16 protein-coding genes are annotated in these 15,672 nt (G+C 45.9%); 11 read left to right on the top strand and 5 right to left on the bottom strand.

Features of this window, described 5'->3' with window-relative positions; translation table 11 throughout:
• The first annotated feature begins 90 nt into the window (after window positions 1-90).
• On the top strand, window positions 91-1,122 hold the full coding sequence (locus MKZ32_RS08655; protein WP_239796904.1) for an IS30 family transposase: 1,032 nt from the start codon (window positions 91-93) through the stop codon (window positions 1,120-1,122).
• A 169-nt stretch (window positions 1,123-1,291) separates the two neighbouring features.
• Here the strand turns inward: MKZ32_RS08655 and MKZ32_RS08650 are convergent, their stop codons facing one another.
• Both MKZ32_RS08650 and MKZ32_RS08645 read right to left on the bottom strand, forming a co-directional pair.
• On the bottom strand, window positions 1,292-1,930 hold the full coding sequence (locus MKZ32_RS08650) for an outer membrane beta-barrel protein (RefSeq protein WP_239796903.1): 639 nt from the start codon (window positions 1,928-1,930) through the stop codon (window positions 1,292-1,294).
• Window positions 1,931-2,707: 777 nt separating this feature from the next.
• A protein-coding gene (locus tag MKZ32_RS08645; RefSeq protein WP_239796902.1) for an IS3 family transposase occupies window positions 2,708-3,885 on the bottom strand; the annotation gives its coding sequence in 2 pieces (ribosomal slippage) (window positions 2,708-3,618 and window positions 3,618-3,885; 1,179 coding nt in all).
• Between the two features lie 912 nt (window positions 3,886-4,797).
• On the opposite strand from MKZ32_RS08645, the gene MKZ32_RS08640 reads away from it, so the two are divergent.
• The gene (locus MKZ32_RS08640; protein ID WP_239796901.1) at window positions 4,798-5,196 is read left to right on the top strand and encodes a hypothetical protein; all 399 of its coding nucleotides are present in this window, start codon (window positions 4,798-4,800) and stop codon (window positions 5,194-5,196) included.
• A gap of 271 nt (window positions 5,197-5,467) precedes the next feature.
• Here MKZ32_RS08640 and MKZ32_RS08635 read toward each other — a convergent pair whose 3' ends face one another.
• Complete coding sequence (locus MKZ32_RS08635) at window positions 5,468-5,833, bottom strand: hemerythrin domain-containing protein (protein WP_239798125.1); 366 nt, start codon at window positions 5,831-5,833, stop codon at window positions 5,468-5,470.
• Window positions 5,834-5,899: 66 nt separating this feature from the next.
• Here MKZ32_RS08635 and MKZ32_RS08630 point away from each other — a divergent pair.
• A protein-coding gene (locus tag MKZ32_RS08630) for an IS3 family transposase (RefSeq protein ID WP_239796076.1) occupies window positions 5,900-7,077 on the top strand; the annotation gives its coding sequence in 2 pieces (ribosomal slippage) (window positions 5,900-6,167 and window positions 6,167-7,077; 1,179 coding nt in all).
• Between the two features lie 115 nt (window positions 7,078-7,192).
• Here the strand turns inward: MKZ32_RS08630 and MKZ32_RS08625 are convergent.
• A complete protein-coding gene (locus MKZ32_RS08625) occupies window positions 7,193-7,456 on the bottom strand; it encodes a hypothetical protein (RefSeq protein WP_239796900.1) in 264 nt (87 codons plus the stop codon).
• A complete protein-coding gene (locus tag MKZ32_RS08620; RefSeq protein ID WP_239796899.1) occupies window positions 7,456-8,685 on the bottom strand; it encodes a tyrosine-type recombinase/integrase in 1,230 nt (409 codons plus the stop codon). The genes MKZ32_RS08625 and MKZ32_RS08620 overlap by 1 nt, the downstream gene beginning before the upstream one ends.
• A gap of 225 nt (window positions 8,686-8,910) precedes the next feature.
• Between MKZ32_RS08620 and lepA the strand changes: the two genes are divergently transcribed.
• The 8 genes from lepA to acpS all read left to right on the top strand — a co-directional run bounded on the left by lepA (window position 8,911) and on the right by acpS (window position 15,507).
• Window positions 8,911-10,704, top strand: a complete 1,794-nt coding sequence (lepA, locus tag MKZ32_RS08615; protein ID WP_239798124.1) for a translation elongation factor 4 — start codon at window positions 8,911-8,913, stop codon at window positions 10,702-10,704.
• 21 nt (window positions 10,705-10,725) lie between these two features.
• The gene (gene lepB, locus MKZ32_RS08610) at window positions 10,726-11,529 is read left to right on the top strand and encodes a signal peptidase I (RefSeq protein WP_239796898.1); all 804 of its coding nucleotides are present in this window, start codon (window positions 10,726-10,728) and stop codon (window positions 11,527-11,529) included.
• A 21-nt stretch (window positions 11,530-11,550) separates the two neighbouring features.
• Complete coding sequence (locus MKZ32_RS08605) at window positions 11,551-11,925, top strand: DUF4845 domain-containing protein (RefSeq protein WP_239796897.1); 375 nt, start codon at window positions 11,551-11,553, stop codon at window positions 11,923-11,925.
• A 3-nt stretch (window positions 11,926-11,928) separates the two neighbouring features.
• Window positions 11,929-12,603, top strand: a complete 675-nt coding sequence (rnc, locus tag MKZ32_RS08600) for a ribonuclease III (RefSeq protein ID WP_239796896.1) — start codon at window positions 11,929-11,931, stop codon at window positions 12,601-12,603.
• Window positions 12,600-13,490, top strand: coding sequence for a GTPase Era (gene era / locus MKZ32_RS08595; protein WP_239796895.1), 891 nt, complete (start codon window positions 12,600-12,602; stop codon window positions 13,488-13,490). The genes rnc and era overlap by 4 nt, the downstream gene beginning before the upstream one ends.
• A 150-nt stretch (window positions 13,491-13,640) precedes the next feature.
• Window positions 13,641-14,384: a DNA repair protein RecO gene (recO, locus tag MKZ32_RS08590; protein WP_239796894.1), complete on the top strand. Its 744-nt coding sequence runs from the start codon at window positions 13,641-13,643 to the stop codon at window positions 14,382-14,384.
• Entirely contained in the window at window positions 14,381-15,106 is a 726-nt protein-coding gene (pdxJ, locus tag MKZ32_RS08585; protein ID WP_239796893.1) for a pyridoxine 5'-phosphate synthase, read from the top strand. Before recO ends, pdxJ begins: the two co-directional genes overlap by 4 nt.
• 20 nt (window positions 15,107-15,126) lie before the next feature.
• Window positions 15,127-15,507, top strand: a complete 381-nt coding sequence (gene acpS / locus MKZ32_RS08580; RefSeq protein WP_239796892.1) for a holo-ACP synthase — start codon at window positions 15,127-15,129, stop codon at window positions 15,505-15,507.
• Window positions 15,508-15,672 lie beyond the last annotated feature (165 nt).

Genomic DNA, 15,672 nt, shown 5'->3' with positions numbered 1-15,672 from the left:
GTTTGTAGTTCGTGAAAAATTGAAGATCCTTATTAGTCAGGGCGCGCTCAATAACCAACCGCAACACCTTGGAGAGATTAAGGTGTTGGAATGGAGAAATCAGGAAAGCATTACAAGCAGTTGAATGCTGAAGAGCGCGCGACGATTATGCTAATGAAACGAGAAGGAAGTGGACTGAGGGAAATTGGGCGATTCTTGAAACGCTCGCCAAGCACTATCTCAAACGAGATTGCACGAGATTTGGGATGTGAGTCTGGCTACGTTGCCTCCTTGGCTGGCGAACAGGCACGCCGTTTGCGAATCAAGCCCCGTAGGCCATTGAAGCTCGTGGAGGGGAATCCGTTGTTTGAAGTTGTGAAGGAACATCTCAAGAAGAAATGGTCACCTGAGCAAATTGCAGGCACACTTAAAAGTATGTACCCAGATCAGCCTTCACAACGTGTAAGCCATGAAACGATTTACCACACCCTTTACGCCATGCCGCGTGGTGAACTGCGCCGTGAATTGATTGCCAGCTTACGCTGGAGTCGTGACAAGCGCCGTTCCAAGACCCGTGCTCCAGATGGTCGCGGACATATCGCAGAAATGCAGAGCATCCACCTGCGTCCGCCGGAAGTGGCGGATCGTTTGATAGCGGGGCACTGGGAAGCCGACATGATCAAAGGTGCGATGAACCGTTCCTCAGTCGGCACGCTGGTCGAACGCACTACATTACTGGTGGTGTTAGCCAAAATGGCTGATGGCACGGCGCAATCTGCCCTGGACGGTTTCAGTGAAGCGCTCAGTGCAATTCCGCCAGAGCTACGCAAGACCTTCACCTACGATCAGGGGCGCGAGATGAGCAAACACGTGCAACTGACTGAACGAACGGGTATGGCGGTTTACTTCTGCGACCCGCACAGCCCGTGGCAACGCGGCTTGAACGAAAATACGAACGGACTGCTGCGCCAGTATTTGCCGAAGGGAGTAGACCTGTCGACCTACACGCAAGAACAGTTGGATGAAATTGCTTGGAGTTTAAATACACGTCCGAGGAAATCGCTCGGATTTCGAACACCCGTAGCGGTTTACAGCGAGCTCCTGCTCAATATGGAATTCGCTAAATTCGCGACTAAACATTAACTGTTGTGGTTGGTTCTTGAATCCGCCCAGTTTAATAAGCTCCATATTAATAAATACTAATAAGGGGTGTATTTAAACCCCCTTATTAAATTCTAAAGTAACTCACTGCCTTACGATTGAGATAGTAGAAATTAACGGCGTTGGTTGACTTGTATATATAAAAGAATCTTTAAAATTTATATGCCAAGCCTACTGACCAAAAATCAATTCTGGTTTCCCCAGTAGTACTTTTATCACCTACATTATTTAAACGTTCATATTCAGTACGAATTGAATAGTTTTTTGCAAAATCAAATTTTGCACCCACTCCAAAATTTGAACCAGTATTTGATTCTTTACGATGTGAGTTAAAACCAATACCAGAAACATCGGTGGTTAACCTGCTTTTTACCACTCCTAGTTTTCCGAAGAGGCCAAAACCCGTACCAAAGACAGAGAATAGATTGGAGGGTGCCGTTATAATTGCTGCTACTCCCCACGCTGTAGCATCTCCAGATAAACTCGTAGGAACAACTGTTGAACCGTTAAAGGCCGTGGAATTACCTCTATATTTGCCTAAATCATAATATGTTCCTTCCAATCCAACGACAGGATTTAGCTGAAACCCCGTGAATACTTTGTAACCGGTATCCTTCTTATCACTATTAGAGAGTACACCTGGCGTATCTTTGTATCTAGCTTCCCCAATACTGGCACCCACATACCCAGCAGAGTCACCCAATCCAAAGGTTGCGAAAGCTGAAGGCACTACAACGAGATTTCCAGTTCCTAAAATGGCAATAGCATAAGCTAGTTTGTTCAGTTTCATTATTAACTCCTTCATAAAGAAAAAATCCATATAAAAATATGTTCGTCAGTTACATCTAATTTCATTGATACAGTTCTCATACTATTGAAAATAAAATATCTGTACGGTAACTAACTTAATATTTATAGCGTGATTCCGAACACTGATTTTAATTAGGATTATTGATATAAAATTTGGATTTTATCTGTTTGCTTATCCCCATCTTCTAGAATCGTCACACAACGATTTTAAGAAAATTAATTTAAAATAAAAAACGCTCTCAACTGGCGGATGAGAGCGAAAAGGGGAGATCACAACTCTTTATTTAATTCGGATGTGAACTGGATTGGTTTATTAGATATCCTAATTCACTGGAAAAAATAAAGAGCCATTGCAGAATAGGTGGTCAGGGATAGGTTGTCTGTGGGTTTGCGTACAATGCGTTTCTTTTGGTACCAGAAGATTCTACTGACCCGCGAATATTTTTTAAAAAAACCGCTTCCAACCAAAGTATTAAAGCGGAAAGAGTACCATGAAGCCCTCCGCTTTAATACATGTCAAGGTAGACTTCGAGCATCAAATAATACGGAGAGAATTATTTGTACTTCATAGCAAAAAAGCAGAGAACTATTACAGCATAGCTCAATAGAAATGATTCGTATGTACGGTTGAACACAGTAAGTAGTTTTTATTAAACCTTTATCAAACTAACCGGTGCTGATACTGAATAATAAGTGGGGGAAAGGAAATGAGTTTAGTAATTTTTTAATCAGCGTATGCGGAAGACTTGTGTAGTGGTCAAGTAATTTCGGACACAACGATAGGTTTTTTTGCTGCCCTGTTCCGCTCAAAGACGGAGGGCGACAGATTGCCCAATACTGAGTGTATGCGATTACAGTTATAGAATCCCACGATGTATGCGGTGATATCTGTTTTAGCTTCCGTTTGATTGGCATATTCGCGCTGCCAAACGCGCTCCATTTTGAGGTTCAGAAAAAAGCGTTCTGCCACTGCATTGTCCCAACAGTTGCCCTTACGGCTCATGCTGCAGACGAAGCCATGCTTCACTAGCAAAGCCTGATACTGGCCGCAGACATATTGACTGCCACGGTCGGAGTGGACGATCAACCCCGGCTCTGGTTGACGCTGCTGTATTGCCATGTGCAGTGCGGTGCAGACCAATTCAGCAGGCATGCTCGGCGCCATCGCCCATCCAACCACCTTGCGCGAGAATAAATCCAGCACTATCGCCAAATAGAGCCAGCCTGACCCGGTGCGGATATAGGTGATATCGCCCACCCAAGCAATATTGGGTGCGACCGGATTGAATTGCCGATCCAGAATATTGGCAGCAATTGGCAGATTGTGTTTGCTGTCAGTTGTGTGGATGAATTTACGCTTCCATACTGGCTTCAAGCCTGCCTGACGCATCAGGCAGCGCACCCGATAGCGACCAACTTGAATACCTTGCGCTTCCAATGCGGTGACCAGACGACGGCTGCCATAGCTTTGATGACTGGCCATGAAAGCAGCTCGCAGATGAGTGCTTGTTTTGCAAATCATTGGTTTGGCGAGACGGCTTCTAGCCTCATAAAAACCGGAACGACTCACTTCCAAGACGCGGCAACTCTGCTGAACAGGGATCGCCTTCTGTTGCAACAGGCAAATAAGCTGGTAGCTCATTTCAGTTCCCGGGCAAAGAAGGCTGACGCTTTTTTTAAAATATCAACATCCATACGAAGTCGACGGTTTTCTTGCTCCAGTTGGCGGACACGCTGTTGTTCAGCAGTAAGTGGATTGCCGATGCCACGCTGTCCATTTTGCTCGGCTTTATATTGCGTCACCCAACGACGGATCGCAGTCAGACCGATTCCCATGCTTTGGCTGACATGCTGAACACTCAGTCCCTGTTCCTTGATCATGCGCACAACTTCCAGTTTGAAACTGGTGTCGAATTTTTTTCGTTGCTTTGTCATTTAGTACTCCTCTGATGGTGGATTTTCCACCTATCGAGGTGTCCGTGCAAATTAGACCACTACATTGATATCCTCCTCAGCATGGCTTAGCACAACCTCTAATCTGCTATGCAATAGTCACTGAAGGGTCCATGCCTATCAGAACTTCGAAACTCTTTTCTCCGTCAAAAGGAGAATGAAGTGCTGGAAACATAGATTAATAATCAGCCCTTGAATCTGTCTAATTCATCTGAATTGTTTAAATGATTAGGGATTGAAGTCCATGGTTTATACCCTAACAAGAATAACAATTGCGGTATCACCCCTTTATAATCTCAACAGCATTAGGATGATGTATTTGTCCTGTCATATAGTAACTGTCTTGAAAAGCTAGTTATACAATCATGGTGAGACTTCCAGGTCACTCGGTCTTGCATTGGCGTTTATCGACTCTTGCCATAATCAATTAATACATATTAATAATATCTTTTACAGAAACGAACAATAATTATCATTTTTCATTGTTGAAAATTCTATAAATTTTTTTAAATTGCTATTTAGTTAGAAGCAACATCATTATTATCTGTTGCGAAATAATGATTTATTGAGTTGCCCCTCGGGCGGCCACAATTAATTCCTAAGACTGGCCAATTATTTTTTTGCGCGTTAAAGTTTACCGATAAATTCGTATCTATTTCTCCATTTATCTTGTGCCTTAATATCGTGCGATAGCGTACAGACGGTTAATAGATACATCTTTAAAGTTACATCCTGAGTTTGGTCATTATGAAAAAACTCGGTAACGATCTGTGTTAGCAATACTTGGTTTATCTTAAAGGTGTTTTCCCATTTATTAAAAGGAGAATTTCATGAAAAAGACTATTATTAATCTCGCTGTAGTTTCTTGTTTTACTTTGGCTGCCATGTCTGTCCATGCAGATTCTGATAGATCAAACAGGTCTCAACAGTCTGATGATTCAGGAGCAGATATGCCAGGACCATCTAACACATCCGGGTTGGAGAAGTCGGGACAATCTGGTAAAGCGAGGTCAGATCAATCACGGCAATCACGGGAATCTGGTACATCAGGATCAGATAGGTCGTCCCAGTCTGGGAGATCGAGGTCAGAAATGTCAGGGCAGTCTGGTGCATCTGGAGGTGATAGATCGCAGCAGTCCGGTTCAACATCAAGAATTGAGAGCTCATGGGACGGACATGGAACCTCTGGACATGCAAGCACTTATCAACCTAGTGGGGCAGGACAATCAGATTCATCTGAAGGAAATCGTTCTGGGTCATCTAGTGGGTCGGGTCATTAACGAGACAGCCTAATTTTGAAGTACCTAAACAATAGTGCCAGCTAAAGCTGGCATTATTCATTTCCAGAATCCAATCGTCTTCTAGGATATTACGAGAACATAATAATATTGCTATGGACGGCCTTAGTTGTGGCTAATCGGCATCCCAACTTCGATCATTCTAATTGCGTTATTTAGCCACCAAATAATACAAACCGGTAAACTTTTTTTGTACCGGTTTGTAACTCTTTATAGTTGTTCTTTACGTGCTGCCATTTGCTCGCCAAGCTGTACCAAGTTTAGTTTCATTTTTTTGCCAGCGGGAACATTTCTTCTTCTTCCTCTTTAACGTGATGATCGATTTGTTCTGACAATACCTTCACCTTTGCGTCAAATAGTTCTTCCTCTGGAGCCATGGCTTGAATTTGTGCAATCAGCTCTTTGGCACTTGCGTGCTCAACCATCGCTTCATCAATCATGTCTTGAGCTTCTTTTGCCCCGTTCTGAACTGCAGGATAAAATATTTCTTCTTCTATAAGAGTGTGTTTAACCAGATCTGAACAAATTGAATCGGCAAGTTTCTTTTTTGAAGCGTACGCTTTGTTTCCTAGTGCTTCATATTCTTTGAAGGCTGCCTTTACTTGGGAATGATCACGTTGTAATAGTTCGATTGTGTAGTGGTCTAATTTGCACGGACACCTCGATAGGTGGAAAATCCACCATCAGAGGAGTACTAAATGACAAAGCAACGAAAAAAATTCGACACCAGTTTCAAACTGGAAGTTGTGCGCATGATCAAGGAACAGGGACTGAGTGTTCAGCATGTCAGCCAAAGCATGGGAATCGGTCTGACTGCGATCCGTCGTTGGGTGACGCAATATAAAGCCGAGCAAAATGGACAGCGTGGTATCGGCAATCCACTCACTGCTGAACAACAGCGTGTCCGCCAACTGGAGCAAGAAAACCGTCGACTTCGTATGGATGTTGATATTTTAAAAAAAGCGTCAGCCTTCTTTGCCCGGGAACTGAAATGAGCTACCAGCTTATTTGCCTGTTGCAACAGAAGGCGATCCCTGTTCAGCAGAGTTGCCGCGTCTTGGAAGTGAGTCGTTCCGGTTTTTATGAGGCTAGAAGCCGTCTCGCCAAACCAATGATTTGCAAAACAAGCACTCATCTGCGAGCTGCTTTCATGGCCAGTCATCAAAGCTATGGCAGCCGTCGTCTGGTCACCGCATTGGAAGCGCAAGGTATTCAAGTTGGTCGCTATCGGGTGCGCTGCCTGATGCGTCAGGCAGGCTTGAAGCCAGTATGGAAGCGTAAATTCATCCACACAACTGACAGCAAACACAATCTGCCAATTGCTGCCAATATTCTGGATCGGCAATTCAATCCGGTCGCACCCAATATTGCTTGGGTGGGCGATATCACCTATATCCGCACCGGGTCAGGCTGGCTCTATTTGGCGATAGTGTTGGATTTATTCTCGCGCAAGGTGGTTGGATGGGCGATGGCGCCGAGCATGCCTGCTGAATTGGTCTGCACCGCACTGCACATGGCAATACAGCAGCGTCAACCAGCGCCGGGGTTGATCGTCCACTCCGACCGTGGCAGTCAATATGTCTGCGGCCAGTATCAGGCTTTGCTAGTGAAGCATGGCTTCGTCTGCAGCATGAGCCGTAAGGGCAACTGTTGGGACAATGCAGTGGCAGAACGCTTTTTTCTGAACCTCAAAATGGAGCGCGTTTGGCAGCGCGAATATGCCAATCAAACGGAAGCTAAAACAGATATCACCGCATACATCGTGGGATTCTATAACTGTAATCGCATACACTCAGTATTGGGCAATCTGTCGCCCTCCGTCTTTGAGCGGAACAGGGCAGCAAAAAAACCTATCGTTGTGTCCGAAATTACTTGACCACTACAGGAGCATCTCTTCAACGCGATAGTAAACTATCAACTTTCCAGCCTCATCTCGCCCCCATTTGTTTGCGGGTCTGCCTGTTTTCTTTTGGGATTTTTCTGACTGCGATTTAGTGGTGCTCTCTTCGAGCCATGATGCGTAAAGCCACCTTGCCAATAAATCTGCATTCCCTCCCAACGTGATCAAGCAGCTTTTGATATGAGTCTTCTAGCTTTTTGCCAGCCTCTAAATCGCATTGTGCGCGACATTCTGTTTCGATTTTACTTTCAAGCCGAGATACAAAAGCATCGAACTCTTGAGGCGTTTTAACCTCGTTATATTTTTTGGATAGGGATTTAGCAAGTTCAGTATCTTCTTTGCTCCAAATTGACATTATGCGGCCCTCACGAAAGGAATTATATTGGCTCCTGCCTTGAGAGCATCGAGCGTGTGCCCCCATTGATCCATCATCTTGCGACGCTCGGGCATGTATTCGGCTTGATTGTAGCTTGCTCTTACTTTGTTCTGTTCGGCATGAGCAAGTTGTCTTTCGATTACATCGGGCCTGAAGCCAGCCTCGTTACACATGGTTGAAAATGTACCCCTCGCACCGTGTGGGCTGAACCGATCTGAGAAGCCTAGTTTTGCTACAGCGTTCCTAAGTGTGGCGGTCGGCATGATTTGTGACTTAGTGCCTTGCGCTGGAAACAGGTATTTTTCGTGTCCTGTCAGTTCGCGAAGTTGATACAACAGCACCAACGCTTGCGGCGATAAAGGTACGATGTGTTGTTTACCCATCTTCATGCGAACCACAGGTATCCACCATTCTGCTTGGTCGAAATTGAATTCTGCCCAAGCTGCCTCACATAGTTCGCCAGGACGGACTGCCGTTAGCAGGAGAAGCTTTAGTGCGATCGACGTTGTCATATGTCCGGTGTAGTCCTCAAGCTTGCGCAGGAAGCCAGGCAGGTCGTCTCCTTTAAGGTGTTTGCGATGTTCAACGACACAACGGGCAATGTCTCCTTTTAGCGGGTCAACTACGTTGTATTCAGCACGGCTTGTTTTGATGGCGAGCTTAAATACACTACCAACTATCTGGCGTGCAAGAAGGGCGCGTGTAGGCGCTTGACGAGCTTCGATTTTGCGAAGTAGGTTGTAAATCGCAGGAGTTTTTATATCTTTAATTGGAAGCTTGCCGATGTGGGGATTAATGTCATTCGGTAGGAGCGTGCCAACGTGCCCCGCATATCCAGTTGACCATATTCGGCCCGTTTTTGCACTTGGTTTTATTTTAGATGCTTCATACCATTCGGCAGCGACGGCTTCAAAGGTTGCCGCACGTTCGTACTGTTTAGCAGTTTTGTCTTGTTTGTGCTTGTGGGTAGGGTTTACGCCGATCTTTACTAAAAGGCGAGCCTCGTCTCGAAGTCGTCTAGCTTCGGCGGCCTTCACATGAGGGTACTCACCGATTGAGAACAAGCTTTCTTTGCCATCTAGCCTAAAGCGGAAGCGCCAATGCTTGCTGCCTGATGGAGTGACTTCAAGGTATAATCCATGGCTATCGGTTAGTTTGATGATTTTTGCTTCTGGCTTGGTGTTTCTAATCTGTGTATCGGTCAGCATGATCCCTCCGGTAGGGCTGTAATTGCTCGTTAATCTCTTTGCTGCTGGGTTTTTGAACAAAATGCGGGTAGATTTAGAATCAACCAAAAGTCTACCCGCATTTCTACCCGCTTTGCCTTGAGCTGGCATGAGACAAGTTGAGATGATTCAACAAATAGCGAATAATCAGTTAGTTACCGTGACAAATGATACCCCCTTAATCTATTTGATACAAGTTTAATGCACATGCAACACATTCGTAATTTTTCCATTATCGCCCACATTGATCACGGCAAATCTACTTTGGCTGATCGAATTATTCAGTTGTGCGGCGGGCTTTCTGATCGCGAAATGGAGGCGCAGGTGCTCGATTCCATGGACTTGGAACGTGAGCGCGGCATCACCATCAAAGCTCAGACAGCTGCGCTGCAATATAAGGCCCGTGATGGCCAGATATACAATCTCAACCTGATTGATACGCCGGGACACGTGGATTTTTCTTATGAGGTATCACGCTCATTATCTGCCTGCGAAGGCGCGCTGCTAGTCGTTGATGCATCTCAGGGAGTGGAAGCACAGACCGTTGCTAACTGCTACACCGCCCTTGATTTGGGGGTGGAAGTAGTGCCAGTGTTGAATAAAATCGACCTGCCGTCTGCTAACCCGGAAAACGCCATTGAAGAAATCGAGGAAGTAATCGGTATCGATGCGCACGACGCGACACGCTGCTCAGCCAAGACAGGTGAGGGTGTACAGGACGTGCTCGAAGCTTTAATCGTTAAAGTGCCGGCACCTAAAGGCGACCCGGCTGCGCCGTTATGTGCGCTAATTATAGATGCGTGGTTCGATAATTATGTCGGCGTAGTAATGTTGGTGAGGGTTTTTAACGGCACCTTAAAACCCAAGGATAAGATTTTGTTGATGGCTACTGGTGCGCAGCATTTGACTGAGCACATCGGTGTATTTACGCCGAAGTCGCAACCGCGGGAAGTACTGGCTGCCGGCCAGGTCGGTTTTGTCATTGCGGGTATTAAGGAGCTGAAGGCGGCCAAGGTTGGAGACACCATCACGCTGGCAAACAGGCCCACAGCTACAGCCTTGCCGGGTTTCAAGGAAGTGCAGCCACAAGTATTTGCTGGATTGTTTCCAGTAGAATCCAATCAGTATGAATCGCTGCGTGATTCGCTGGAAAAACTCAAGCTTAATGACGCTTCATTGCAGTATGAACCGGAAGTATCGCAGGCATTGGGTTTTGGTTTTCGCTGCGGATTCCTAGGATTGCTGCATATGGAAATTGTGCAGGAACGGCTGGAGCGCGAGTTCGACATGGATTTGATTACGACTGCTCCTACCGTTATTTACGAGGTGGTGCAGCGCGACGGAACGGTGCTGGTAGTGGATAATCCGTCCAAGATGCCAGACCCGTCCAAGATCGAGGAAATCCGTGAACCCATCGTGACAGTCAACTTGTATATGCCGCAGGAGTATGTTGGCTCGGTGATTACATTGTGTACGCAAAAACGCGGTGTACAGCTCGACATGAGTTATCACGGAAAGCAAGTGTTGCTGGTGTATGAGATACCTATGGCGGAAATCGTACTCGATTTCTTTGACAGGCTGAAGTCGATTTCGCGTGGCTATGCCTCAATGGATTACGAGTTTAAGGAATACCGTCCGGCCGATGTAGTCAAGGTGGATATACTGATCAACGGTGAAAAGGTGGATGCATTGGCGATTATCCTGCACCGCAGCAACAGCCAGTACCGCGGTCGTGAAGTTGCCGCCAAGATGCGTGAGTTGATTCCGCGTCAGATGTTCGATGTGGCGATCCAAGCTGCTGTCGGTTCAAACATAATCTCGCGCGAAAATGTCAAAGCTCTACGAAAAAATGTATTAGCCAAATGCTATGGTGGCGACATCTCACGTAAGCGTAAATTGCTGGAAAAACAGAAGGCTGGCAAGAAACGTATGAAGCAAGTAGGTAATGTGGAAATTCCGCAGGAGGCTTTCTTGGCCATTCTGCAGGTAGGCGAAAAATAACGTATAAAGACGGGAATTGAGATGGACTTTGCTTTAATTATGTTTGTATTGCTACTGATCACCGGTAGCGTGTGGTTGCTGGATCGCTTTATATTGCAATCGAAACGCATAGACTCCGCAAAGGAACCTTGGTGGGTGGAATATTCCAAGAGTTTTTTCCCTGTTATTCTGGCGGTATTCATGCTGCGCTCATTTCTGGTTGAGCCGTTCAAAATACCGTCTGGCTCGATGATTCCTACCTTACAGGTAGGCGATTTCATCTTGGTTAATAAGTTTACTTATGGTATTCGTTTGCCCATCATCAGTAAGAAGCTGGTAGAAATTAATTCCCCCAGCCGAGGCGATGTGATGGTATTCCACTACCCGGAAAATCCATCGCTAGATTATATTAAGCGGGTAGTTGGATTGCCCGGCGACCAAATTGCATATCGGAATAAGAAAGTGTTTGTGAACGATGTGCTGCAAGAGCAGCAGCCGGACGGTGACTATAATTATGTAGAGACTGCACTGAACTTTGTGCATACCGAACGTTATAGAGAAAATTTGACTGGGCATGTTCATTCAATGCTAGTAAATCCAGAAGTGCCCAGCATTCATCTCGGTGCGGTGGCGGAATTTCCTCATCGGGAGAATTGTGCATACAGCGAAAAGGAGGTGCGCTGTATAGTTCCAGCTGGGCATTATTTTATGCTTGGTGATAATCGCGATAACAGCCGAGATAGTCGTTATTGGGGTTTCGTGCCGGATAACATGATAGTTGGCAAAGCATTCATGATCTGGATGAATTTTAACGATTTGAAACGTATAGGCTTATCCATTGATTGAAGTTATAAACAAAGGAGGAGCATGATAAAAACAATAGCAAACAGGCAGCGTGGCGTGAGTTTGTCTGGTCTTCTGGTATGGTCAGTAATATTAATAATAGTGGCAATTGGCGGCATGAAGGTTATTCCGACGTATGTTCAGGATGCCGAAATTAAAAGCATTCTCTCTACCATCGTGAATGATTCTGAAATGCAAGGTGCTCAATCCAAGGATATTCGTGAGTCATTCAGTAAGCGCGCCATGATGAATAACATCAATGTCGTCACGGCAAATGACATTGAGATAGTCAAGGATGCACGCGGCCTATCGCTGAGCATTAACTATCAAGTTAAAATACCCTTGGTCGGCAATGCTAGCTTGTTACTTGAATTCAATCCAAGTAGTTTTAAAAAATAGCCGATGAATCGTGATGTGCTGTGCAATCAGATTGGCCATGTTTTCACGCAATCGCAATTATTACAGCGTGCTCTGACGCATCGTAGTTATAGTGCAGAACACAACGAGCGATTGGAGTTTCTGGGTGATAGCATACTCAATTGCGTCGTAGCCAAATATCTATATGGCATTTATCCCGATTTACCAGAAGGTGATTTATCTCGTCTGCGTTCCAATCTGGTCAATCAGCAAACCTTGTTTATCTTAGCGCAGCAATTACGTTTGGGTGAATTATTATTATTGGGCGAAGGGGAGCGCAAAAGCGCCGGCTTTCGTCGCCCGTCTATCCTTGCCGATACCATGGAAGCATTGTTCGGTGCAGTATTCATAGATGCGGGTTTTGCAGCCGCAGAGCAAGTTGTGCTCCGGCTGTATGTGCCCTTTATAGCGCAAGCAGACGCGCAAACGTTGGGTAAGGATTTCAAAACCTTGTTGCAGGAATATTTGCAAGGCAAGCGTCTGGCATTACCAAAATATATCGTGATTGCGACTCAGGGCGAGGCACATGCACAGCTATTTAAAGTTGAATGTCAAATCGAACAATTGAAATTATTCACGTGTGGTGAAGGCAGTAGTCGTCGCACCGCAGAGCAGGTAGCAGCAGAAGCCGCTTACCGGAAAATTGAGAGCCAGTCATGAATGCAAATAATTACCACAGTGGCTTTATCGCTATTGTCGGCCGCCCGAATGTGGGTAAATCCACTTTGCTTAATCATCTGGTTGGCCAAAAAATTAGCATCACCTCACGCAAGGCACAGACCACACGCCATCGTATTAGCGGAATACTAACTGAAGAGCATGCGCAATTTGTATTTGTAGATACTCCCGGATTTCAGACGAAGCATCTTAATACTCTGAATCGCGGTTTGAATCGTGTGGTGACGAGTAGTTTGCGTAATGTGAATGTGGTGTTGTTCGTAATTGAAGCCAGGAATTTCGACGAGCGTGATCGTCAAGTAATGAATCTGCTACCAAAAAATATGCCAGTGCTGCTTGTTATCAACAAGGTAGATAACATGGAGAATAAATCAGAATTACTGCCCTTTATTCAGGAGATAGCCAAGGAGCGTGAATTCACTGCTATCGTGCCAGTGAGCGCAAAACAGAACAAGCAGCTCGACACCTTGTTAAATGCGGTTCGACCCTATCTGCTTGAAGGTGAAAAAATTTATCCTGAAGATGAAATCACCGATCGTAATGAACGCTTTCTCGCGGCCGAATTGGTGCGTGAAAAAATCTTTCGCTATTCCGGTGAAGAGTTACCCTACTCAGTAAGTGTCGTGATTGAACAGTTCAAAATAGAAGGAAAGCTGCGCCGTATTCACGCTGCGGTTCTTGTGGATAAGGACGCGCATAAGGCAATGCTGATCGGTAAGAATGGTGAGAAGCTTAAGGAGATCGCTACCCAAGCGCGGTTAGATATGGAAGCACTATTCGATGGAAAAGTTTATCTCGAAGTGTGGATTAAAGTGCGAAGTGGTTGGGCAGATAATGCACAAGTATTGAAAAGTTTGGGGTATGAATAATTCTAACCGTAAACTCTTTTTTTCCTGCATCAGTAAGTGATTTATTGGTGTGGTTCTCACTGCTAGGTAGTGCACTTTTCATAGTTGGATGGTTGGCTTTGTTTTTCTCGTTCTATTCTTCTGTGACAAGGGGAAGCTGGGAGGGGTAGATTGCAGTCGCACAAACACAGATTAGAAGACGAACCCGCGTTCGTCCTGCACAGCTATCCATACCGTGAAACCAGCCTGGTGCTGGAAGTGTTAAGTCGGCAGCATGGTCGCGTAGCATTGGTGGCACGCGGTGCACGGCGCCCGAGATCGGCGTTACGCGGTTTATTAATGGGTTTTCAGCCATTAATGTTAAGCTGGTTTGGCAAACATGAATTGCGCACCTTGCACCGTGCCGAGTGGCAGGGTGGTCAGCCGCAATTACAGGGAACGGCATTGCTGTGTGGTTTCTATTTGAATGAATTGCTGCTTAACCTGATGGTGCGTGATGATCCGCACGAACAACTGTTCGATTATTACCAGCACACCCTACAACGGCTAGCAAATGAAGCGGACTATGCTGCCATTTTACGTTGTTTTGAAAAACATTTGCTGCAAGAGTTGGGCTATGCGCTTTTATTGGTACAGGAAGCGGACAGCGGTGAGCCGATTAATTCTGTCGCGCCCTATCGTTATGTGCTTGAACGGGGTGCGGTGCGTGCTACACCAAATGACTCAGACATATCAGATGTATCAGAAGGCTTGTTGATGTTGGGCAAAACCTTGCAAGATATGGCTGCTGACGATTATCGCGATGCAGTGAGCGCGCAGCAGAGCAAGCAGTTGATGCGTATGCTACTGAATCATCATCTCGCGGGTAAGACATTGCACACGCGCGAATTGATAAGGGATCTACAAAAAATATGATCAAACTCGGATTTAACATTGACCACGTTGCCACGTTGCGCCAAGTTAGGGGTACGCGTTACCCCAATGTAATTCAGGCAGCGTTGATCGGTGAGGCGGCGGGTGCCGATGTTATTACACTGCATTTACGCGAAGACCGCCGCCACATCCAGGATAAGGACGTGGAAATCCTGCGTGACATGCTGCAAACGCGCATGAATCTTGAAAGCGCCATTACCGACGAAATGTTGGCCATTGCTTTGCGCATTAAGCCGCACGATGTCTGCTTCGTGCCGGAACGGCGCGAGGAATTGACCACCGAGGGAGGATTGGATGTGGTGGGGAATTTTGATAGTGTGAGGCACGCTTGTGAGTGCTGTGCGGCGGCGGGCATACGTGTGTCATTGTTTGTGGACGCGGATGAAAAACAAATGGATGCGGCGCGATCTGCGGGCGCGCCGGTAGTAGAAATACACACGGGGAAATATGCTGATGGGGCCAGCGTATCGCATCAGACACAAGAATTGGCGCGCATTCAACGCACAGTGGTGCATGCCCATGCGCTCGGTTTGCAAGTGAATGCTGGACACGGCCTAAACTATTACAACGTACAGCCTATTGTTGCTATTCCTAATATCTGCGAACTCAACATCGGTCATGCCATAATCGCTGAGGCACTTTTTATTGGCCTGGAGCAAGCTGTGAAAAAAATGAAAGCATTGCTAAGCGGCATTCATCCATAAATCATGGAAGTTCAGTTACCGTGATTTTTGGTATCGGCACTGACATTGTGGCTTATGCACGCATTGAGGCAGTGCATGCCAGTTACGGCGAGCGATTCGCACAGCGCATTTTGAGCCAACAGGAATTAACGGAGTATCGTGTCCATACCTACCCTGTGCGTCTGCTAATGAAACGCTTTGCTGCCAAGGAAGCACTGGCTAAGGCAATAGGAAGCGGCCTGCGTTATCCCGTGAGCTTGCAGAAAATTACTGTGACACATGATGCTTTTGGCAAACCCATTTTTATATTTGATGCAGAACTGGCTGCGCACTTAATGCAATTAGGATTGACTCACCACCATCTAAGTATCAGTGATGACCATGATGTTGCCGTGGCATTCGTCATTTTGGAGAAAGATTAAGTAAGCGTTAAATTGTGAAGACACGGACGAAATTTACTGCTTCGATAAGTTTTCTCAAGTGAAAACTTCAGCCATTCAAAATGTATTTAGTACAAGTCTTCCGGATTCCACTTTCGCAGGAAGGACAGCAAGAACATCCGTTATGAATTACGTAAAGATCATTAG

It is taken from the genome of Candidatus Nitrotoga arctica (assembly GCF_918378365.1).
GTDB classification, from domain to species: Bacteria; Pseudomonadota; Gammaproteobacteria; order Burkholderiales; family Gallionellaceae; genus Nitrotoga; species Nitrotoga arctica.
This window is presented reverse-complemented; position numbering and strand designations above follow the sequence as displayed.